The organism is Mycetocola sp. TRD_SC_2, from assembly GCF_055361225.1.
In genome coordinates, this window is the sequence record NZ_CM143954.1 from 599,270 (window position 1) to 619,931 (window position 20,662).

The following is a 20,662-nucleotide window of genomic DNA, read 5'->3' on the forward strand; positions in this document are numbered from 1 at the left end:
TGCAGCCCATGTCGTAGGCACTGGACTGGCACCGGCCGAATCCATCGCGTTCAGCGGGGTGCCATCGGGGCGGTGCTCTACGCGGCCGCCCTCTTCGTCTTCGCGTTCGGCTTTTCGAGAGCCGGGAGCGTGACGGCGCGTCGTCCGCTTGGGACGGGAGCGCTCGTGGCGCTCGCCGCCTGGTCGCTGGTGGACCTCGTGCTTGACCTTGCAGGTGCGGTTCCCGGGGAGATCCCCTTCGACGTCCTCGTGACCTTCGGCTACATCGACACGGCCGTGCAGTTCGCGCTCGCGGTGATCGCCGTAGTCCAGATCGCTCGCGCTGGTGTTGTGCCGAAACCGTGGAACTGGGCGCCGGCAGCGGTCGTGGCGGCCCTCACGGTGTCCTGGCTGATGCAGCTCGCCCTCACGGGCGTGATGCAGAACGTACAGACCACCATCTCGTTCGTGGTCAGCATTGACACAATGATTCGGATCGGTGGGACGATCTTCCTCGGCGTCCTCGCGATCGTGCTCGCGACGCACGCGAACCGGGTGACCCTCGAAGCGCCGACAGTGCGCGAGACGTCGACGCGCTGACGCGACCTCGGCGGCGTCACATCGGCGAAATGACACTGACGACGCGAGGCGGAGCATCCGACGGGCTAGAGCGAGCCCTGAATTTCGGTACCGGCGGGCAGCGGCACAAGCCGGGTGACTTCGACGGGCCGGGCAAGCTTGCCCTTGAGCGAGGCGTTGAGGGCGCCGACCGCCGGCCCAGCGCCGTGGCTGTCGAGCAACTCGACTGACTCCCACTTTTCGATCATCAGGATGGTGTTCTCGGGCGTGCGGTGAATCGCGTAGAGGATGCAGCCGGGCTCCTCGTGCACAGCGGCGATCGCGGGGAGGAGTGCCTCGTGGACGGCGTCGAACGCTCCGTCGGCGGGCACGAAGAGGGCGGTGACAACAATGGGATCAGTCATGGTCCTGCCGATGTTACCGCCCGCGTGAACGTGGCCTGACCCGTCTGCCCGGAGTCTCCGTCTGGCGGACGACAGCCGTCGATGGGCGCAGGCGGCGGCATCCGTCAATCGCGGGCACGCCCGCGCGCACCCGGGCGGAACGCAACCCCCTGTCCTGAAGCACCCGGCGAAACGTAGGGTGGATGGGAACCACCATCCATGCACGAAGGGGGAGCGACATGTCGAACACTGATGACACTGACCGCCAGTTGGGCGAACCGAAGGAACACGAAGACCCGATGCGAAAGGGAGAACCAGGGTCACTCGGAGAACCGGGCGAGCCTGGCCCCGACTCGACCATTCCAGACAGCGACACCGGTATCGCCGTGGGCTACACGGGGGAGCCATCGACGATGGAACCCGAGGAAGACCCCGACCACCCGAGCGACGACAAGACGATTGAGAGCTGACGATGACGGAGACTTTCGCTACCTGGCTCTCGCAGCAGCGTGACCGTGAGGATGTCGTCGGTGAGCTGGCCAGATCCGTCGCCGATGACGAACTGTTCCCCGAGCACGGCGACAAGGCGATCTTTGACGGCTATTTCAGCGCCGACAACACGGTCGCCGAGGTCCGTTCCTCCTTCGAGCGGGCCTGGGACGAGTTCAGCGGCCTGAACTGACTGCTTCGTGCGCCTCGCGCCTGGCGACTCGTGCCGGTAGAAGGAAATAAGCGCCAGATAAGGACGGAACCCCGCGGTTCGTCCTTATCTCGGCGCTTTTTCCTTGGGTGAACCCGTGCACGGTTGCACCACGAGCGCGGCGAGCGTGACCCCAGCCGCTACTGCGCGATCGGAACTGCGCCGCTCGCGACGTTGTAACCGGACTCGATCAACGCAGAGTGCACGGCATCTCGATCCAGTTCCCGCGAGCTCACCACGGTGACGCGCGAGACACCACCGCTGTTGAGATCGACGTCGACCGACTCGACGCCCGGCAGCCGCTCGAGTGCGTTCATCACGGTGACGATGCACCGGGCACGCGTCATGCCCAACACCTCGAACAACGTCGACGATGCTTGGGGCGCGCTCGACACCCGGGGCGCCCCGATCACGGAGTCTGTGCGTACGGTCGGCGCCGGTGCGGCCTGGCAGGCGCACCCGCCGCCGCTCCCGCAGCCTCCGCTGGGCTCGCTTCCGCACGCCCCACCGCAACCACCTGCGCTGCCGCATCCGTCACCGCCGCCGCCGCCGCAGCATCCGCCCCCCGGGGCAGCAGAAGCGCTGCTCCTGGCGGTGAGACCGAGATCGTTGTCAGGACCTGTCGACATGCGCGAACTCCTCAGTGTCTCGTCGGCTCGGTGATCTAGTCGGCGGAGAGGGGTGCGCTTACGAGCGCATAGCCGGCCTCTTCGATCGCGGCAGCGACGTGCGCCTTCTCGAGCGGCGCCTCACTCAGAACAACAACGGAGGACACTCCCTCAGGGTTGAGCTTCACGTCGACACCGTTGACGCCGTAGATTTCTGCGAGCTCCTCGGTGACACTCTTCACGCAGTGCTCGCACGTCATGCCCGAGACCGAGAGCTCGGTGACGACCGAGGTCGCCGAAGCCGAGGCTGACGCCGCCGCCGAGGCTGCGCTTGCACCGCCCCCGTGCCCGCCGCACATGCAACCGCCACCGCCACCGCAGCATCCGCCGCCGGTCGGGGCTGAAGCTGCATCGCGCTTTTCGGTCAGGCCGAGGTCGTTGAGGGGTCCGGTGGACATGGCGTTACTCCTTGGTGCGTGATGTGTGCGGGCGGATGTCAGGGGTGCAAATTTTCAGGAACGCACGAGCCGCGCAATGGCGGCGGATGCTTCGCGAAGCTTCTCGTCGGCGACCGGGCCGCCCTCGCGGGTGGCCTCGGCGACGCAGTGGTTGAGGTGGTCGTCGAGCAGCTGCAGCGCAACGGTTTCGAGGGCTTTGGTAACCGCAGACACCTGCGTGAGGATGTCGATGCAGTACACGTCGTCGTCGACCATGCGCTGGATTCCGCGCACCTGGCCCTCGGCGCGACGCAGGCGCTTGGTCAGATCCGCCTTGTTGTCGACGTAGCCGTGCATGGGTCCTCCTCGGGTGAACTCCATCAAGTATACCCAGAGGGGGTATGACATGAACCCCTTCACATATACCCCTAGGGGGTATAGCATGGCGACCATGAGAACTTCGCGCGGATTCCACGAACACGATGCGGATGCCACGGGCGGGCCGGATCCCACCGGTCCCGATGGGCACTCCGGGCACGCCAGTCACGAAGAAATGGCGCTCGACCAAGCGACGGTCGGGCATAGCGATCACGCTGACCACGGCGATCACGCTGACCACGCCGAGCACTCGGCTCACGCTGAGCACGCCGGTCATGCCGGTCACGCCGGTCATGCCGGTCATGCCGGTCACGGCGACCACGCTGGCCAGTTCCGCCGCCTGTTCTGGATCATGCTCGTGCTCGCGATACCGGTGGTGGGCCTCAGCATGATGTTCGCCGACATTCTCGGATACTCCCTCCCGGATCAGCCGTGGGTGCGCTGGGTGTCCCCGATCCTCGGCACCGTGATGTTCGTCTGGGGCGGCAAACCGTTCCTTGTCGGGGCGGTCGACGAAATCAAGGCGCGAAAACCGGGAATGATGCTGCTCATCGGACTCGCCATCTCGGTCGCGTTCGTCGCGTCGTGGGGCGCGAGTAGCGGCATCCTCGACCATGCTCTCGATTTCTGGTGGGAGCTCGCGCTGCTCATCGTCATCATGCTGCTCGGCCACTGGATCGAGATGCGGTCGCTCGCGCAGACGTCGTCGGCGCTCGACTCGCTTGCCGCGCTGATCCCGGATGAGGCGGAGCGGGTCGAGGGCGACACAGTCGTTTCCGTTCCTCCGGCCGAGCTCGTCATCGGTGATGTCGTGGTCGTGCGACCGGGCGGTCGCATCCCGGCCGACGGTGAGATCGCCGAGGGTGCCGCTGACGTCGACGAATCCATGGTCACCGGTGAGTCGATGCCCGTGCGTCGCTCCACCGGCGACCCCGTCGTGGCCGGGACAGTCGCCACAGACAGCGGCCTGCGCATCCGGGTCACCGCGGTGGGGGAGCAGACCGCGCTCGCCGGCATCCGCAAGCTTGTCGCCGACGCGCAGAACTCGTCGTCGCGCGCGCAACGGCTCGCCGACACCGCCGCCGGCTGGCTGTTCTGGTTCGCGCTCGGTGCTGCCGCGATCACCGCCATCGTCTGGACGCTGCTCGGCACGCCGGACGACGCCGTCATCCGCACGATCACCGTGCTCGTGATCGCGTGCCCGCACGCGCTGGGCCTCGCGATCCCACTCGTGGTGTCGATCGCGACCGAGCGGGCCGCCCGCGCCGGCGTTCTCGTCAAGGATCGCCTCGCGCTCGAAAGCATGCGCACCGTCGACACCGTGCTGTTCGACAAGACCGGAACGCTTACCCGCGGTGAACCCGTCGTCTCTTCCGCGTCACCTGCCGACGGCTGGACTCCGGATCGCGTGCTGGCGCTCGCCGCCGCGGCGGAGTCGGACAGTGAACACCCCCTGGCCCGCGCAATCGTGCGTGCCGCCTCGCACCTCGAGTTGTCGCCGGCGACGGACTTCCGGTCGTCGCCGGCTGAGGGGGTCTCGGCGACGGTGGGCGGAGCATCCGTTGCCGTTGGCGGACCCTACCTGCTCGAGCGGCGTGGGCTCGCCCCGCTGCCCGCGTCCGGGGATACCGACGGCGGCACCGTGCTGCACGTGATCGTCGACGATGAGGTTGTCGGTGCGCTCACGCTCACTGACGAGGTGCGGCCAGAGTCGGTCGCTGCCGTGCGCGCGCTCCACGACCGTGGCGTCGAGGTCGTGATGATCACCGGAGACGCGGAACCCGTGGCCCAAACCGTGGCGGATGCCGTCGGCATCGACCGCGTGTTCGCCGGCGTCCGGCCCGAGGACAAGTCCGCGCGCGTGGCCCTGTTGCAGTCCGAGGGTCGGCGGGTCGCGATGGTCGGCGACGGCGTGAATGACGCGCCCGCTCTGGCGCAAGCCGACGTGGGCCTCGCCATCAGCGCGGGGACCGATGTCGCAATCGCGTCTGCCGGCGTGATCCTCGCGAGCGACGACCCGCGCTCGGTGCTCTCGGTGATCGAGCTTTCGGAGGCCAGCTACCGCAAGATGAAGCAGAACCTGTGGTGGGCGGCGGGCTACAACCTGCTGTCGGTGCCGCTCGCCGCGGGTATCCTCGCCCCGGTCGGGTTCGTGCTGCCGATGGCGGTGGGTGCTCTGCTCATGTCGCTCTCGACGATCATCGTCGCGCTCAACGCGCAGTTGTTGCGTCGGCTCGACCTGCGGCCGGGCGCGGGCGCGGCTCCCGTCGCCGCTGGTACCCGGCCTTCGCTCCGGGAGAAGGAGATCGGCGCGAGATAAGGACGGCGGGGCTGCGTTCGTCCTTCTCTCGGCGCGTTGTCCTTCCCCCAGCGCGATGTCCTACTCTCAGCGCGATGGCGGGCGGATGCTCCGCCGCGGTCGCGCGCATAACAGGAGATCGCACGGTTTACAGGAGGTTTGCGCGACTTTCGTCCTGTGAAGCGTGCGATCTCCTGTAAATCGTGCGCGACAGCATCCGCCCCTCAGGCCACCGGCTCGGCGAGCCCCGCCTGCTTGCGCGCGTGAACGGATGCCGACCGCACCGCCCCGGCACTGGCAACGACGACGAGCAGGATCGCGAGCCCGCTGATGAGGGTGAGACCCTGGCCGAGTACCAGTGCACCCACGATGGCGGCCATTGCCGGGGCGAGGCTCATCAGGATCGAGAACGTCGACGCAGCGAGGCGCCTCAGTGCGAGCAACTCGAGGGCGTAGGGGATCGCGGACGACAGCACCGCTACCGCGAGCCCGAGCAGCAGGATGGTGGGGCTGAAGAGGGTCGAGCCCGCCGTGCCGAGGCCGAGCGGCAGCGTCACGAGTGCGCCGATCGACATGGCGATCGCGAGTCCGTCGAGCTTGGGGAACCGCGCTCCGGTCCGCGCCGACATGAGGATGTAGCCGGCCCACAGTGCGCCTGCGCCCGCGGCGAAAAGCACGCCGATCGGGTCGAGCGCTTCGAGTCCACCCCGGCTGAGGAGGGCTACGCCGATGAACGCGAGCACCGCCCAGAGCCAGCTCGACGCCCGCCGGCTGACGATCACCGAGAGCAGCAGCGGACCGAGCACCTCGATGGTGACGGCTGGCCCGAGCGGGAGCCGGGCGAGTGCCTCGTAGAACAGCGCGTTCATCCCGGCGAGCACGAGCCCGAATGCGGCGACGGTCAGCCAGTCACTGCGGGAGTATCCGCGCAGCCGCGGGCGGCAGATCAGCAACAGCACGATCGCCGAGAACACGAGCCGCAGCGTGACCATCCCGACCGCGCCAACGGTCGGGAACAGCAGCACCGCGAAGGACGCACCGACCTCCTGGCACAGCAGACCGCCGAGAACCAGGCCGGTCGCACCGATCGGCACGCGGGATGCCGGCTGGGTCGAGGTCACCCGTCCAGCGTAGGGGCAGCGCGGCATCCGCTCGTCGCACGCAAGACAGGAGATCGCACGATTCGCAGGAAAAAAGCCCCGAGAGGCTCCTGCAAACCGTGCGATCTCCGGCGAAACCTACGGGTCGGTCGTGAACCCGATCGCCTTGTGCGTTCCATCGCAGAACGGCTTGATCGCCGACACTCCGCAGCGGCACAACGCAATCGTGCGGCGCTTGCGCTCGATCGGCTCACCCTCGGGCGTGACGAGGTCGAGTTCGCCGCGCACGAGCAGCGGTCCGTTGGGGCACGCGACGATCTGCGGCGCTGCCCGGTTGAGGTCACTCATATCTGCCTCCACGCTCACGACTCCGATCCGGATGCCACGTGTCCACCGGGCACAGACGTCCCGGTTCCCGGCTCGAGCGGCACCCGCAGCGCCGACTCACCGGCGGTCCACGCGTCGAGGATGTGTTGCCCGGCCCAGCCGTCGACGGTGAGGCACGCTGCCGCACCGAACATGATGTCGGCGAGCAGCGCCGGTTCGTCCTCGGCGAGGGACCCGGCGAGGTCCCGACCGGCGATCTGCTCGTGCACGGCATCTGCCTCGACGTGTTCGTCGAAGTACCACGTGACATCCTCACCGAATCCATTGCGGCGGAACCCGCGCGCATACAGCCCGTTGGGGATCGACGACGTCATCTCGAATGCCGCGAGGTGCCCGGCAATCGCGCCGCGCAGGCGCCGGTTGAGCCCGAACATCGACATCATGTTGAGCGACGCGAGGGTCACGGCCGGCACGTGATCGACGTATATGCCGTAACGGTCATCCAGTCCGAGGCCGCGCATCGTGCCCGCGAAAATGGCGGCATGCATCCGCTCGGGGCGACCACCGCCGTACTCGTCCGACTGAATTTCGACCATCGCCGCCTTCGCCCGGCCGCTCAGCCGCGGTATTGCCCACGAGTGCGGGTCGGCCTCCTTGAGTGTGTAGATCGAGCGGTGCACGAGAAACTCGGCGAGCTGCTCGCGGGTCGCCTTCGCGGCAACGTATCGCGACAGGCTTGGCCCGGGCTCTTCGCCGGTGAGAGAGAACAGGGCGGATGCCACGGCACTCGACGTCGACTCGGGGAGCTCCGGCATCGGCACCGTCTCCCGCAGTTCGGCTTCGAACGCGGCCTCAAGCCTGCGACGCAGCGCAATGAGCGACGGATGCCATTCCCACGCGTCATCGGAGTCGACGACAGCTCCGTAGTGCAGCCCGTAGAGGATGAAGAGAGTCAGCTGTACATCGTCGTCGTGAACGAGCTGGCTGGCGCGGTCGAGAGCTTCGCTGGCGAGAGGCACGAGGTTGACGTCGTCGCCTGGCGCCGAGCGGAGAAGCTCGAGGAGTCGGGCGCTCAGCGGCCCGCGGGCGCTGAACGTGGGATCGGAAAAGGTGCTGGGGCCCATCAGGGTCTGGGATAGTGCCATTGTCCAACTGTCCCGCTCGGCGACGGGGCGTCGCAAGGCCCTTGCCAAGCGCCCCGATCTACGACAGCGCTGTCCGCGAGCGGATGCCGCGTGTCGCGCGGGTGCATCGGCGTCGCGCGGGTGCAACTTCGCCCGCGCCACGCGCGGACACCCGCGCGCCGGCCAGGACCGGCATTCTTTTACCGCAACCGCGGGCACTGGGACACAGAAGCGGACCCCGTGCAAGTCGCTCCGCCGCCCGCGCTTCGTCGCTATGGTTGCCTCATGATGTCCCGGATCCGTTCCCGTGTAGCTGTCGCAGTGCTCGCACTCGCACTCGGCCTGGCCGGGTGTGCGACGACGTTTCCCGCTGATCCGGAGGAAACTCTCGACCGGGTGAGCGGCGGAACCCTGCGGGTCGGCATCTCGCCGAACGAGGAGTGGACAGACATGACCGACGAAGGAGAGGCATCCGGAATCGAGGTGGATCTCGTCGAGGGCTTCGCCGATTCGATCGACGCAGACATCGCCTGGGTCGAGGGCAGCGAGGAGCACCTCATGACCCAGCTGGAGGAAGGCGCGCTCGACCTCGTGATCGGCGGATTCACCGACCAGTCGCCGTGGAGCGACCGCGCCGCGATTACGAAGCCGTTCACCGAAGTGACGACGAGCACGGGGCTGGAGCGGCACGTGATGGCCGCACCCATGGGCGAGAACGCGTTCCTGCTCGAGCTCGAACGATTCCTGCTGAACTCGGAGGGGGCGCCGTGAGCGACGTATCGTTTGGCGAGACCGAGCTCCCGGAGAGGCAGAAGCAGATCCTCGCGAAGGCGATCAGGCTCGAGTGGATCACCATCGCCTTTCTCCTGGTCACCGTCACCCTCGTCTATCTCGTGCTCGGCAACTCGCAAGCGATGAAGGCGGCGTGGATCGAGGACATCCTGTCGTTCATCCCACCGATCGTGTTCCTCATCGCCGTGCGACTGGCGCGGCGGAGACCCAACCCGAAGCATCCGTATGGGTTTCACCGCTCCGTCGGCGTCGGACACCTCGTCGCCGCTGTCGCACTGCTCACCATGGGCACGGTTCTCTTCGTCGAGTCCGGCTCCGGGCTGATTCGGGGCGAACACCCGAGCATCGGATCGGTCGAACTCTTCGGCCAGGTGTTCTGGCTGGGCTGGTTGATGATGGGTGTCATGGCGCTCATCGCGCTTCCGCCCGTGTTCATCGGCCGGGCCAAGATGAAACTCGCGCGAGAGCTGCACGACAAGTTGCTGTATGCCGACGCCGACATGAACAAGGCGGACTGGATGACCGCGGTGGGCTCCATCGTCGGGGTGGGCGGCATCGGACTCGGCCTGTGGTGGGCGGACTCAGCGGCAGCCCTCTTCATCTCCGGCAGCATCCTCTGGGACGGGCTGAAGAACAGCCGGGCCGCCGTCGAAGACCTCATGGACACGAGGGCCATGACATTCGACGACGCCGAGCCCCACCCGATCGTGCACGACGTCGACGAGTATTTGCGGTCACTGCCCTGGGTGGCGGATGCCGGTTCGCGCGCTCGCGACCAGGGTCACGTCTTCCATATCGAATCGTTCGTTGTGCCGCGCTCGCGTCGCAAGGTGAGTCTCGCCGACCTCGCGGCAGCGCGAGAGGGTGCGATCGCCCTCGACTGGAAGGTCGACGACATCGTGATCATCCCCGTGAAAGATCTGCCGCGGGTGGTCGTCGAGTCGAAGCCGACGAGGGCGGCCTCACAGCGGTAGCACCGCCGCAGCGCGTTACAGGAGCGCTGCGGTGCCCGCGTCGGGAGCGGCGGGCGGCAGTGCGGGTGGCTCTGGCAGGATCTCGAGCCCACCGACGGAGTTCGACGAGCGCACGAGAGCCTGAACCCAGCGGGCGTTGATCGGGGGAACCTTGCCGCCGTAGTACTGGAACGTCAGCGAGATCGCGTTGTGGATCCAGATCGTTGTGCGGCCGAGACCGTTGGCGTTCTCGTTCCAGGTGAAAGCGAACGGCTCGCCCCTGCGCAGTTTGGCCAGCATGACGACCTGCAGATGCGCAAGGATGCGGTCATCAATGCTCGCGGTGACCTTCGAGTCATAAGTCAGCGTTCCCACCGGGCAGTCCTCCACGCATCAGATTGATGCCGCCCATCGAATGAGCGGCGAAGGTAATTCTATCCACGGATGTGACCGGTACCGGCATCGACGACACGGTGCCGGGAAACTACACAGACACCATCGTGACGCGGTCCTTGCCCGCGTTCTTCGAGGTGTACATCGCGGCATCCGCCAACTGCAGCACGTTGTCGCTCGAAACGGCGGGATTCGTGCCCGCACCGAGCAACGCGACGCCGACGCTGGCCGAAATCGGGCAGCTGTCAGGCACTCCGACCAGAGGCTCGCGAACGACGGCCCGGATGCGATCGGCGATGATCATTGCGGAGTCCGCGTCGGTGTCGTCACAGATGATGACGAACTCGTCTCCGCCGTACCGTCCGATCGTGTCAGCCGTACGAACGACAGAACGCAGGCGTTCAGACACCTGCTGAAGCACGGAGTCCCCGACGACGTGGCCGCACACGTCGTTGACGACTTTGAAGCCGTCGAGATCGAGAAACAGGACGGCGACCGCGCGCTGTGTCCTGATGACGGTTGCGAGTGTCTGGTCGAGACGTTCCTCGAGCAACTTGCGGTTGGCGAGCCCGGTCAGCTGGTCGTTCAGCGCGAGTTCGGCGAGTTGCTCCTGCAGGCGAAGGCGCGCGAGCACGTGTGCTGACTGGCGCGCGAGGGTCTCCATCAACTCGACGGCGTTGTCGGCGAGGTGACGCTCGCGCCCGAAGTAACAGACGACGACACCGGCAGGCTTGCCCTTGTCGAGGAGAGGGGTGGCGCAGGCCGCTTCGAGCCGGGCGTCCCTCAGCGCCTCGGTGAGACCGGGTACGACGCTGTCGGCCATGTCTGAGTTGGAGACCGCGACCGTCCGGCCCAGCTGGAGCGCGGCATCCTCGATCGTGGCCGCAGCATTTCTCAAGGGGTTCGAGCCGGCCGCCAACTGGAGTTCTCCGGCGCTGTTGATCAGAAGCACCGAAGCATGAGTGGCAGAGAACGCCTCACGGATGCTTGCGGCGATCGCCGTAGTCAGTTCTTCTTCGGTGTCGGCGAGCGTGAAAGCGCTTGACGCCTGCTGCAGCGCCCGGACGTACGATTCCGATGATTCAGCGGCCCGCCGTGCCTCGAGCAGATCCTGCTCGTAGTCGCGACGTTCAGTTGAATCGAAGACGGCAATGCGGATCTGGCCGGGCGCGCCATCGCTCTCCGGTACGACGAAGGAGTTCACCAGCGTCGGCAGGTGCGTGCCGTCCGCGCGTTGCAGCACCAGCGCGATTTCGTCGGCCCGCCCGCGCAGGTGCAGAACGGGAAAATGACGGGTCTCGTGAAACAACTGGCTGCCGGGGGTCAGCAAGTCGGCGAACCGCCTCCCGACGAGTTCCCCGCAGTCGTGCCCGGTCATCGTCGCAAATGTCGTATTCGCGGTGAGGATCAGCCCGTCGATCGAGGTGACGACGTACCCACAGGGAGCGTTGCGAAAGAGGTCTTCGAAATCGGCGAACGGATGTTCCGCCCCGGCGAGCGGCGCCGGTCCTGTGTGCGAACTATCCGAGGTAAGCACGGATCTCATCGCACAACTCTGCAGGAGCGGACAGGTTGGGGCAGTGACCGGTCGCGTCCATTAGAATGAAAGTGCTGTCGGGTATCTCGTCGGCGACGAACTGGCCAACTGCCGTCGGGGCAATGATGTCTTCCTGGCACTGCAGCACGAGCGTCGGGGTCGCAACCTTGCGAAGGTCACGGCGGTTGTCAGAGAGGAACGTGACCCGGGCAAAGTGCCTTGCGATCGTGGGGTCGACGTTGCAGAAGCTCGCGGTGAGGGTGTCGCCGAGCTCGGGGCGGTCGCTGTTTCCCATGATCAGCGGGGCGATGGTCGCCGACCAGCCGAGATAGTTCGCATCGAGTGCGTCGAGGAGCGAATCGATGTCCTGCTGTTCGAAGCCGCCGACATAGCCGTCGGTGTTGATGTACCGGGGCGACGGCCCGACGAGGATGAGAGCGCCGAATCGTTCCGGGCGGCGAGCTGCGGCCAGCACGCCGATCATCGCGCTCACCGAATGGCCCACAAAGATTGCGTCGGACAGGTCGAGGTCGTCGAGGATGTCAAGCAGATCATCGGCGTATCCGTGCAGTGAATCGTACTTACCCGCGTCATATGCGGAGAGATCAGAACCACCGGCGCCGACCTGGTCGTAGCGGACGACGAGGTAGTCCTCTTCGAACGCGGGTGCTACCGCACTCCACATCTCCTGGCTGCAACCGAATCCGTGAGCGAAGACCATCGGCCGGCCCGTCTTGTTGCCGGAGACGGTGACATTATTGCGTCGTCGAACGGGCGACAGTTGCTCGGTGGGCACGGCGACTCCTGATCACTGGGCTGAAGCCAATCGGTCAGCCGAACCGCGGCTGTCTTGAGAAGCGTATCCGAGCGGATTTGACCGAGCAATTTTAGCAAGGGGCTTCACACCGGCGCCGAAACCGTGTAAGCGATCGAGAACGGGATCAGGATCCCGCGGGATCTCAGTGTTTTTGTCCACCGTCGCAGGTGCTCCAGCGCTTTCCGCACGGCGTGTCCGAAAAGTGTGACGAGGATTATACGCACATTCGCCGGGAGGTCGGGTGCGTAGATTTCGACGTGTATCCGAACGACCATGAGGTATGTCCACCTTCAGGCATCACCTCCTGGCCACCCTTCGATCTGCGCGCATACCGGCAGACGGTAGCCCTTCGTGAGCGTCGCAACCGACCTGCGAGGCGCGGTGGACCGGGGGGAGATCCAGGCGTGGTTCCAGCCGCAAATCGACATGGCGACCGGCCGAATCGTCGCCGTCGAAGCGTTGTGCCGCTGGCAGCATCCCGAGCGAGGGCTCGTTATGCCCGGAGGCTTCATACCCGAGGCTGAGGAGTCCGGTGCCATTCATGAAATCGGTGACTTCATGCTGCGGGAAGGATGCCGTCACTCGGCCATGTGGCGGGAGGCCGGCTTCCAGCTCGATGTGTCCGTGAACGTCTCGGCCGTGCAACTCTCGACGCCCGGGGTGTTCGAACTGCTTCACGAATTGCTCACGGAATTCACTTTGCCCGAAGGCACTCTCACGATCGAGATCACCGAATCCCAGTTGATCGCCGATCTGAACGCTGTCGCCGAGCGTCTCATGCGACTTCAGTCCTCGGGGTTGGGCATTTCACTCGACGATTTCGGTACCGGACACTCGTCCCTGTCCCAGCTCCAGGATCTTCCGATCACGGAACTGAAAATTGACCGCTCGCTGATCCAGGACAGCTCGAGCACCGGGGGAGCGTTGATGGCTGTCGCCGTTGCACTTCTGCAGGAGCGAGGAGTCCGTGTGGTCGCCGAGGGCGTCGAGAACGAGGAGCACCTCGCACGGGTTCGCTGGATGCGCTGCGACCGCGCACAGGGTTACCTCTTCGGTCGCCCGATGCCCGCTGACCAGATCGACACGATGCTCGCGGCTCAGGTCGGCTGAGGCACGACAAAGCCCTGCTGAACGCGCGGCGTTCAACAGAACTGAAGGCTGACCGAGGTCAGATACCGAACGCGTCGTCCTCGAGCGCACCGTTTGCGGGTACCGACGAGTCGCCGTTGTTCTCGCCGCCGCCGACATCGATCTGGCTCCAGACCACGGGCATCCCGGGGGAGAAGAGGATATCGATGCCGGGCCCCCCGCGCAGCGGGGGAATGTTCACGTAGCCGCCGCCAGCCTGAATCGCCGCGAGGACCTTGTTGCGCAATTCAGTGACGGGGTCTGGAAGAAAGTAGTCTCGACCATCGACGGTCAGCCTGTGAACGATCACGTAAAAATCCTGTCTCTACCGGGGCCTGCCTGAGCGGGGCACGGTCACCTACGTTACCGGCTGAGACTGGAACTTCCTGACAACGACCGGGGGGTTGCGCCCGTGGTGCGCGAACCCGATAGTTCGCAGCGGTTCACCGGACCGGATGCTCGCCGGTCGCCTCGACCGTCGCACTCGGTCGAACGCCGCGAAACACGACGAAGTGGTAGAAGAGGAACCGGACGAAAACGACGATCACGATGCTGACGAGGTTCACGACGTTGACGAGAACCGGTCCGGGGGAGTCGAGCATGCCAACGCCGACCGCAACGATGCCCGCACCGAGCCCGGTGCAGATCGCGTTGACCGCAAGGAACAACACAAGTTCGAGCACCCGACCGTGCTGGCCCCGATGCCGGAATGTCCACTCCCGGTTGCCGAAGTAGGCGTTGACGAGAGCGACGAGCGACGCCACGACCTTCGCAAGAATCAGATCGGTGCCGAGCCCGAAGTGAAGCAGATTGAACACCGCGATCTCGATGAGGGTGGAGATCGCACCGACGGTGAGAAAGCGCGTGCCGAGGACGGCGAGGCGGCGGAACCGGGTCTGTGAGGGCATTCTGAGCTCAACCGTACTTGATTTTCGGCGCGGAGCATGCCCGGCAGGAGCGCAGCGGTCCCTGCCGGAACAAGCGCGGTCCTCGCGAGGCTGATGCCCCGCGAGGACCGCGACGTGCTCCAGAGTGCCGGTGGCCGCTACTTGACCTTGCCGTTGGGTGTCTTGGCGATCGACAGCTCGGCGACGATCGGCAGGTGGTCCGACGCCGTCGTGCGGATGACCTCCGCCGAGGTCGCAGTAGCGCCGCGCGCGGTCAGGATGTAATCGATGCGCAGCGTCGGGTTCTCGACCGATCCGCTGCCGGGAAGTCCTTCAAGGTCGGGACCGAAGGTGTAGTCCTCGTTCTGACCGAGCGCAGCGAACGTGTCGGTGAAGGTCGAGAAGAGAGGCTGCAGTTCCGGAGCATCCGGTGTCGCGTTGAGGTCGCCGACGATGACAGCGGGCCGCTTGCTCGTGCCGGTGATCTCGAGAATCTCCTCAACCTGCAGTGCGCGCTGTTCCTCACGCTGGAAGTCGAGGTGGGTGCTGTAGAAAGCGACGTGGTTGCCACGGATGTTCACGATGGCTTCGAGAAGCCCCCGCTGTTCGGTTGGCCGCTCGTCGTACTCGATGTTCGTGAGCAGGTGGTTCTCCGACGCGATGATGGGGTATTCGCTGAGGATCGCGTTTCCGTACTGGCGGTTCTCGGCGTCGCCGGGCAGCGGAGGCTCGTTCAGGTTCGCTCCGTACACGACGTGCATGTCGAGCCGATCCGCGAGCCAGGCTGCCTCGTCAATGAAGTCGCTGCGTGTTCCCCAGTGATTGTCGACTTCCTGCAGACCGATGATCTCTGCGCCGGAGTCTTCGATGACGGAGGCGGTGCGTTCGAGGTCGAAGACGTTGTCGCTGTCAGCGCCGTAGTGAATGTTGAAGGACATCACTGTCACTTCGGTGGTTTTGGTTTTAACCGCTCCTGGCGCGGCGACGGCGGGTCCTGCTCCGAGAACGGCGCTTCCGAGGATGAGCGCCGCAGCCGAGCCGGTTGCGATCAGTTGTTTCATCATGATGGTTCCTCCTTGTTGTTGGTGGATCAGGTGTTACATGGCCGTGACCGGGATGAGGGGAAAAAGCGTCTCGCCGGCCAGGATCTCGGTGAGCGGGACGGGGTTCGCGATTTCTCCGACGAAGCGTCCGTCCACGCTGTTCTGGAAGCCGAAAACGACCCACTCTCCGTCGCGTTTTTGGAAGAGCTGAGCCGCATAGACCCCCGGCACGAAGAAGCTGGAACTGCCGGTGATGTCCCACGGGCCCAGGAGGCTCTCTCCTTGCGCGATCCATGTGCCGGTGCTCGAAGTATGGAAGGGGATGCCGGGCGCCTTGTCGGGAAGGCACGAGAACAGCAGCGTGGCTTCGCCGTCGACGTACCGTGACTGAATTACTTCCATCTCTCCGAACCCTGCGGGTTGGGATAACGGGGGGCGGATGTTCCAGGTCGTGAGATCCGCGCTGACGGCGTGCCCGACGACGGCGCGTTGGTCCGGGTCGCCCACTCGGCTGCGGGCCGTGATCACCATCTGCCACAGCTGGGTGTCGTGGTCGAAGAACACGAACGGGTCTCGCCATGCCTCGTCCGCCCACGTGCCCTCGCCCAGCTTCTCGTACCATCGCGGGTCCGCCTCGAGCGCGGGCATCTCGGATCGCTTCCAGGTGATGAGGTCGTCGGAGACAGCGGATCCGATTCGCTGTTGCAGCCCGTTCTCGGTGCGGCTCACACCGGTGTAGAACAGGTGCCAGGTTCCATCCGCTCCCTGGACGGTGCATCCCGTCCACGTCGCGAGGTCGTCAAACCCCGGCGTATCGCCTGCGGCCAGGGCATCGGGGAGGAGTGTCCACGTTTCGAGGTCCGGGGACATCGCGTGCCCGATCGAGGCGCGGAAGTGACGTTTGTGTGGGTCGAGGAGTGCTCTGCTCGCGCGCAGAAAGAACAGGTGGTAGTTCTTTCCGTCGTCGGCGAGCCAACTGTCCCACACCCAGTGGTCAGGAAGTCGGAACGTCACAGTGCCTTCCAGGTGGAACCGCGGGGGAAAACTACAGTCAAGATTGATCCTTCTGGGAGCTTGTGGTGGGGCAGATGGGGCAGGGCTCGCTCAGCCTTTGACGGCCGAGCTCGCCACACCCTCGATGAACCAGCGCTGGAAGATGAGGAAGACCACGATCACCGGCAGGACGAGCAGGACGCCGAACGCCATCACCTGGCCCCATGCCGGCGGCAGCTGGCCCGCGAACACGCTGATCTGCAGCGGCAACGGCCTGAGGTTCGGATCCGAAATCATCAGCACCGGCCAGAGGAACGATCCCCACTGGGTGAGGAAGGTGAGGATGGCCACGGAGGCGTAAGCCGGTTTGCTCATCGGGGCGATGATCCGCCAGAAAATTCCCCACGGATTTGCGCCGTCCATCCTCGCTGCCTCGTCGATGCTCCGCGGAATTCCGTTGAAGAACGAGTAGAAAATAAAGATGGAAAGAGCGTTGCCGATGAACGGCACGATCTGGATCCACAGGGTGTTGCGGGCATCGTTGTACAGGTAGAACATCGGCACGGCGACGGCCTCGAACGGCACGATCAGGAGCAGCAGGATGACGAAAAGTGCCTGTCCGCGCCCGCGCCAGGTCAATCGAGACAACGCGTATGCTGCCATCGAGTTGACGATGAGGCCCAGCCCGACGACGGCGACGGTCACCGTGAACGAAACGGCGAAGAACCGCCACAGGTGCCCGGTGCTGTCCGTGGACAGACTCGATGCAACGCCCGAGTAGTTATGGAACCCCCACTGGGTCACGTCGAAAACGGCAAAACCGGCCAGGGTGTCGCTCGCTGGCGCGAGAGACGCCGCGATCATGTATGCGACGGGTGCGAGGAACAGGACTCCGGTGACGAGCAGCGCAACGTAATGCGGTACTCGGGACGCCAGAGTCCTCCGGCTGATCTTCCGTGGCTTCGTTTCGACGCGGGTCGGGGTCTGGGGCTGGGTCATCTCAGCTGTCCTTATCTCTGGTGGCGCGGCGCTGAATCACGGACAGGATCACGACGATGACGAAGAAGACCACGGAGATGGCGCTCGCCCGGCCGATGTTGTTCTCGTCAAAGGCGGCGGTGACGGCCTCATACATGACGGTGCGCGTGGCACCCTCGTTCAGCCCCCCGCCGGATTTGGCGAGCACGTAGATCTGGTCGAAGACGCGCAACGACAAAATCATTGTGTAAAGCGCAACGAAAACCAGGGTGGGCTTGATGCCGGGGACGGTGACGTTGACGAAGCGTTGCCACGCGCTGGCGCGATCGAGTTCGGCTGCTTCGTAGAGTTCGGCAGGAACCTGCTGCAATGCCGCGAGGAGAATGACCATCTGGAACCCGCAGCCCTGCCAGATTGACAGGACGATCACCGATGCCAGTGCGGTGAGCTCGGACCCCAGCCAGTCCTGGGAGCCGAAGGCTCCACCCGAGAAGAACGACAGTGCCGAGTTGAGCAACCCCTGGTCGCCGCGAGCGAGGATCAGGCGCCAGATGATGGCCACCAAAGCGATCGGGAAGACCACCGGCAGGAAGTACAGCGAGCGGAAGATGCCGACCCCGGGGATGCTCTTCTTGACCAGGAGGGCCAACGAGAGCGCGAGGGCGGTCTGCACCGGCACAACAACCGCGGCAAAGATCAGGTTGTGCAGCAGCGCGTCGATGAACTGCCGGGAGACGTCCGGGTCGGTCAGGATCCGCAGATACTGCGTGACTCCCATGAACGATGGAGCCCGGGGGTCCCCCAGCCGGACGTTGTGGAGCGAGAACCAGATCGCTGCCACGAACGGCACGGCAACGAAGAGTGCCAGAAGGAGCAGGGCGGGCGAGGCCATGAGAGGTCCCGCGAAGCGCCCGGATCGGTTCTTCTTTCGGGGCCGCCGGGTTACGGTCGGTGCCTTCGGGGGAATGAGGCCTGTTGTGGTAGCGATGAGGTGCTCCTCTGACGTGGAAGCGGGGCCGGTGAGGCCCCGCTTCCCATTTGGTTACTCGTCCTGGTATCCGTTGTTGTCCGAGAAGTCGGAGTCGATCGCGCGGGCAGCTGAATCGAGTTCACCCTGCACGTCCGCTCCTCCCCAGATGGCAAGGAGGGCACTTCCGAAGGAGCTCGTCACCGTGGGGTAACCGGGCGTCACCGGGCGTGCGACGGCGATGCAGTCCGCCGAGACGTCGTCCGAGCTGCAAGCTGCCTCGAGGTTGGTCGCGAACAGCTCAAGCGGCTTGCCCGGTCCGTAGAGTTCACTCTGCTCGAGGGCGGTGGTGCTGCCAGGAACCGCAGCGTTCGCCTCGACCATTGCGGAGATGCTCTCATCGGTGAGGAGGAAGTCGAGGAATGATCCGGCAGCTTCCGTGTTTCCCTCGGCCGCGGGCGTGACTCCCCACTGCCACGATCCGTGGCCGGCCTTTGTGCCGTTGCCGAAGTCAGGAAGCGGCATGAGAGCGAGGTCCTCGCCCAGCGCCTCGCTGAACGTGGGATACATCCAGTTCCCCGTCCAGGTCAGCGCGGTCTGGCCATCGGGGAACGCGCTACCGCTGGTGTTGGGGTCAGCGAATTCTTTCCACGACGCCCATTCTTCGAGCGCTTCGACGTTCTCCTGGCTGTTGAGCACGCCATCAGCCTGGCCGTCCTTCATCAGGGTGCCGCCCGCCGACCAGATGTTCGGTGTGGTCGTGAAGGTTCCCCACTCGGCAGCGAAGCCGTTGGCTTCCCCGAGGTCGATTGCCTTGCCGGACGGAGAGACCTCAGCCAGCTTCGCGAGGTTTGTGCGGAATTCCTCGACGGTCCATGCTTCGTCTGCTGTGGTGGGGGCTTCGATGCCCGCTTCGGCGAGGAGCGCCTTGTTCCCCCAGAGACCCAGTCCGACATCGAACAGGCCAACGGCGTAGGTGGCATCGTTGTACGTGCCGCTTTCCTTGACACCGCTGATGCGGTTGTCGAGCGTCTCGGACGACACGACATCCTCGAGCGGAATGAGCTTGCGGTCATACGCGAACGCGGCCATGGTCGGCGCATCCATTTCCATGACGTCGGGCAGTTCGTCCGGCGACGTTGCCTGGATCGTGCTGGTGTAGTCGGCCTCGGGGATGAGCGTCAGCTTCGCCGTGACGTCTTCCTGCGAGGAGTTGAACTCCTCGACGAGGGTCTCCAGGGCTGCCGCTTCTGACGCCTGGCCGCTGTGGGCCCAGACATCGATCGTGCCGTCGGCGGAATCCCCGCCCTCCGGGCTCCCTGAACATGCGGACAACATGAGTGCGAGGGAGAGTCCCGCGCCGATCGTCACGGCCAGCGGCCGGGACCTCTGTGGTGCAAGCATCGCGATAGTTCCTTCCGGTTCCCGAGGGAATGTGAGTCGAATCGATTCGAGTCGAATCGATTCGACATTCTTGCACTCATCCGAATCCGGTGTCAATGGATTGGACTAGACCAACCAATGGGCCGGCGATACGATCGGAGGATGCCTCATCCGGTGTCGCCCACACCGAAGTACTATGCGGTCAAGGAAGAGTTGCGGCGGCTGGCCGCCGAGGCAGGCCCCGACGCACTGCTGCCCACCGAACGAGCGCTCGCCACTCGGCATGAAACCTCGCGCACGACCGTCCGGCAAGCCATTGCGGAACTCGTGGCCGAGGGCGTCCTTTTCAGGAGACAGGGTAAGGGCACGTTTGTCTCTCCGTCTCGACCCACGTATCTGCGTCAGCTCACGTCCTTTACCGAGGATGCCAGGGCGCAGGACCTCGAGATCGCATCACGCACGCTCGGGATCACACGTGTCGTCGCTGATGCCCACCTGGCGGCACAACTTCGCGTACCGGTCGACTCGGACGTCACCCGCATCGACCGGGTCCGTCTCATTTACGGAGAACCCCTCGCGCACGAGGCGGCCTATATCCCCGGGCTGCTCCCGAGCCTGCCGGGTCAGCTCGAAGAGAACGGCTCGCTGTATGCGGTGCTCAGCACGGACTACGGCATCGAGGTCTTCGAAGCCGAAGATACGGTCGGGACCATGGTCGCCGGTCCAGAAGACGCCCGTCTCCTCGGGATCGAGATGGGCGCGCCCCTGCTCCTGATCCTTCGCCGCGGCCTGAACGCTGAAGGAGTTCCGGTCGAGTGGACACGGTCGGTGTTCAGAGGGGACCGCTTCAGATTCTTCGCGCGCACACGTCGCTGAC

General features: G+C 65.3%; 25 protein-coding genes. 8 read left to right on the forward strand and 17 right to left on the reverse strand.

The features are described 5' to 3' along the window. Nucleotides 1-72: 72 nt before the first annotated feature. Nucleotides 73-579: a hypothetical protein gene (locus tag ACWA1Q_RS02855; protein ID WP_463759357.1), complete on the forward strand. Its 507-nt coding sequence runs from the start codon at nt 73-75 to the stop codon at nt 577-579. A 65-nt stretch (nt 580-644) separates the two neighbouring features. On the opposite strand, the gene ACWA1Q_RS02860 is transcribed toward ACWA1Q_RS02855, so the two are convergent. Next, complete coding sequence (locus ACWA1Q_RS02860; RefSeq protein WP_463759359.1) at nt 645-962, reverse strand: putative quinol monooxygenase; 318 nt, start codon at nt 960-962, stop codon at nt 645-647. Nucleotides 963-1,180: 218 nt separating this feature from the next. Here ACWA1Q_RS02860 and ACWA1Q_RS02865 point away from each other — a divergent pair, with 218 nt between their 5' ends. Both ACWA1Q_RS02865 and ACWA1Q_RS02870 read left to right on the forward strand, forming a co-directional pair. Continuing rightward, nucleotides 1,181-1,411, forward strand: a complete 231-nt coding sequence (locus ACWA1Q_RS02865) for a hypothetical protein (RefSeq protein WP_463759361.1) — start codon at nt 1,181-1,183, stop codon at nt 1,409-1,411. 2 nt (nt 1,412-1,413) lie between these two features. After that, on the forward strand, nt 1,414-1,623 hold the full coding sequence (locus ACWA1Q_RS02870) for a YozE family protein (protein WP_463759363.1): 210 nt from the start codon (nt 1,414-1,416) through the stop codon (nt 1,621-1,623). 158 nt (nt 1,624-1,781) lie between these two features. Here ACWA1Q_RS02870 and ACWA1Q_RS02875 read toward each other — a convergent pair whose 3' ends face one another. The 3 genes from ACWA1Q_RS02875 to ACWA1Q_RS02885 form a co-directional block, all read right to left on the reverse strand. Next, complete coding sequence (locus ACWA1Q_RS02875) at nt 1,782-1,988, reverse strand: heavy-metal-associated domain-containing protein (protein ID WP_463759365.1); 207 nt, start codon at nt 1,986-1,988, stop codon at nt 1,782-1,784. 317 nt (nt 1,989-2,305) lie between these two features. Next, nucleotides 2,306-2,707 carry a heavy-metal-associated domain-containing protein gene (locus tag ACWA1Q_RS02880; RefSeq protein WP_463759366.1) on the reverse strand — a complete coding sequence of 134 codons (402 nt, stop codon included), beginning with the start codon at nt 2,705-2,707 and terminating at the stop codon, nt 2,306-2,308. 54 nt (nt 2,708-2,761) lie between these two features. Continuing rightward, nucleotides 2,762-3,043 carry a metal-sensitive transcriptional regulator gene (locus ACWA1Q_RS02885; RefSeq protein ID WP_121671562.1) on the reverse strand — a complete coding sequence of 94 codons (282 nt, stop codon included), beginning with the start codon at nt 3,041-3,043 and terminating at the stop codon, nt 2,762-2,764. Between the two features lie 94 nt (nt 3,044-3,137). On the opposite strand from ACWA1Q_RS02885, the gene ACWA1Q_RS02890 reads away from it, so the two are divergent. Continuing rightward, complete coding sequence (locus ACWA1Q_RS02890; protein WP_463759368.1) at nt 3,138-5,384, forward strand: heavy metal translocating P-type ATPase; 2,247 nt, start codon at nt 3,138-3,140, stop codon at nt 5,382-5,384. 203 nt (nt 5,385-5,587) lie between these two features. Here the strand turns inward: ACWA1Q_RS02890 and ACWA1Q_RS02895 are convergent, their stop codons facing one another. From ACWA1Q_RS02895 to ACWA1Q_RS02905, 3 genes are all read right to left on the reverse strand, one after another. After that, nucleotides 5,588-6,484, reverse strand: coding sequence for an EamA family transporter (locus tag ACWA1Q_RS02895; RefSeq protein WP_463759370.1), 897 nt, complete (start codon nt 6,482-6,484; stop codon nt 5,588-5,590). A 117-nt stretch (nt 6,485-6,601) separates the two neighbouring features. Beyond that, nucleotides 6,602-6,811, reverse strand: coding sequence for a CDGSH iron-sulfur domain-containing protein (locus tag ACWA1Q_RS02900; protein ID WP_463759372.1), 210 nt, complete (start codon nt 6,809-6,811; stop codon nt 6,602-6,604). A 14-nt stretch (nt 6,812-6,825) separates the two neighbouring features. Then, nucleotides 6,826-7,935: an iron-containing redox enzyme family protein gene (locus ACWA1Q_RS02905; RefSeq protein WP_463759373.1), complete on the reverse strand. Its 1,110-nt coding sequence runs from the start codon at nt 7,933-7,935 to the stop codon at nt 6,826-6,828. Nucleotides 7,936-8,199: 264 nt separating this feature from the next. Between ACWA1Q_RS02905 and ACWA1Q_RS02910 the strand changes: the two genes are divergently transcribed. Continuing rightward, the gene (locus ACWA1Q_RS02910) at nt 8,200-8,685 is read left to right on the forward strand and encodes a transporter substrate-binding domain-containing protein (RefSeq protein WP_463759375.1); all 486 of its coding nucleotides are present in this window, start codon (nt 8,200-8,202) and stop codon (nt 8,683-8,685) included. Beyond that, the gene (locus ACWA1Q_RS02915; RefSeq protein ID WP_463759376.1) at nt 8,682-9,680 is read left to right on the forward strand and encodes a cation efflux transmembrane domain-containing protein; all 999 of its coding nucleotides are present in this window, start codon (nt 8,682-8,684) and stop codon (nt 9,678-9,680) included. The genes ACWA1Q_RS02910 and ACWA1Q_RS02915 overlap by 4 nt, the downstream gene beginning before the upstream one ends. 15 nt (nt 9,681-9,695) lie before the next feature. Here the strand turns inward: ACWA1Q_RS02915 and ACWA1Q_RS02920 are convergent, their stop codons facing one another. The 3 genes from ACWA1Q_RS02920 to ACWA1Q_RS02930 all read right to left on the reverse strand — a co-directional run bounded on the left by ACWA1Q_RS02920 (nt 9,696) and on the right by ACWA1Q_RS02930 (nt 12,385). Further along, nucleotides 9,696-10,034 carry a DUF7882 family protein gene (locus ACWA1Q_RS02920; RefSeq protein WP_463759378.1) on the reverse strand — a complete coding sequence of 113 codons (339 nt, stop codon included), beginning with the start codon at nt 10,032-10,034 and terminating at the stop codon, nt 9,696-9,698. A 109-nt stretch (nt 10,035-10,143) separates the two neighbouring features. Then, on the reverse strand, nt 10,144-11,598 hold the full coding sequence (locus tag ACWA1Q_RS02925; protein WP_463759380.1) for a sensor domain-containing protein: 1,455 nt from the start codon (nt 11,596-11,598) through the stop codon (nt 10,144-10,146). Further along, nucleotides 11,573-12,385 (reverse strand): alpha/beta fold hydrolase, encoded by an 813-nt coding sequence (locus ACWA1Q_RS02930; protein ID WP_463759382.1) that lies wholly within the window; start codon nt 12,383-12,385, stop codon nt 11,573-11,575. The genes ACWA1Q_RS02925 and ACWA1Q_RS02930 overlap by 26 nt, the downstream gene beginning before the upstream one ends. 372 nt (nt 12,386-12,757) lie before the next feature. Here ACWA1Q_RS02930 and ACWA1Q_RS02935 point away from each other — a divergent pair, with 372 nt between their 5' ends. Continuing rightward, on the forward strand, nt 12,758-13,516 hold the full coding sequence (locus ACWA1Q_RS02935; RefSeq protein WP_463759384.1) for an EAL domain-containing protein: 759 nt from the start codon (nt 12,758-12,760) through the stop codon (nt 13,514-13,516). Between the two features lie 58 nt (nt 13,517-13,574). Here ACWA1Q_RS02935 and ACWA1Q_RS02940 read toward each other — a convergent pair whose 3' ends face one another. The 7 genes from ACWA1Q_RS02940 to ACWA1Q_RS02970 form a co-directional block, all read right to left on the reverse strand. Then, entirely contained in the window at nt 13,575-13,844 is a 270-nt protein-coding gene (locus ACWA1Q_RS02940) for a hypothetical protein (RefSeq protein WP_463759386.1), read from the reverse strand. 133 nt (nt 13,845-13,977) lie between these two features. After that, nucleotides 13,978-14,442, reverse strand: coding sequence for a GtrA family protein (locus ACWA1Q_RS02945; protein WP_463759388.1), 465 nt, complete (start codon nt 14,440-14,442; stop codon nt 13,978-13,980). A 137-nt stretch (nt 14,443-14,579) separates the two neighbouring features. After that, complete coding sequence (locus ACWA1Q_RS02950; protein ID WP_463759390.1) at nt 14,580-15,485, reverse strand: endonuclease/exonuclease/phosphatase family protein; 906 nt, start codon at nt 15,483-15,485, stop codon at nt 14,580-14,582. A 33-nt stretch (nt 15,486-15,518) separates the two neighbouring features. Continuing rightward, nucleotides 15,519-16,478 (reverse strand): glycosyl hydrolase family 32, encoded by a 960-nt coding sequence (locus ACWA1Q_RS02955; protein WP_463759391.1) that lies wholly within the window; start codon nt 16,476-16,478, stop codon nt 15,519-15,521. A gap of 90 nt (nt 16,479-16,568) precedes the next feature. Then, on the reverse strand, nt 16,569-17,456 hold the full coding sequence (locus tag ACWA1Q_RS02960; RefSeq protein WP_463759392.1) for a carbohydrate ABC transporter permease: 888 nt from the start codon (nt 17,454-17,456) through the stop codon (nt 16,569-16,571). Nucleotide 17,457: 1 nt separating this feature from the next. Next, nucleotides 17,458-18,327 carry a carbohydrate ABC transporter permease gene (locus ACWA1Q_RS02965; protein ID WP_463759394.1) on the reverse strand — a complete coding sequence of 290 codons (870 nt, stop codon included), beginning with the start codon at nt 18,325-18,327 and terminating at the stop codon, nt 17,458-17,460. A 150-nt stretch (nt 18,328-18,477) separates the two neighbouring features. After that, entirely contained in the window at nt 18,478-19,806 is a 1,329-nt protein-coding gene (locus ACWA1Q_RS02970) for an ABC transporter substrate-binding protein (RefSeq protein WP_463759395.1), read from the reverse strand. A 141-nt stretch (nt 19,807-19,947) separates the two neighbouring features. Between ACWA1Q_RS02970 and ACWA1Q_RS02975 the strand changes: the two genes are divergently transcribed. Then, complete coding sequence (locus tag ACWA1Q_RS02975) at nt 19,948-20,661, forward strand: GntR family transcriptional regulator (RefSeq protein ID WP_463759397.1); 714 nt, start codon at nt 19,948-19,950, stop codon at nt 20,659-20,661. The last annotated feature ends 1 nt before the right edge of the window (nt 20,662 follow it).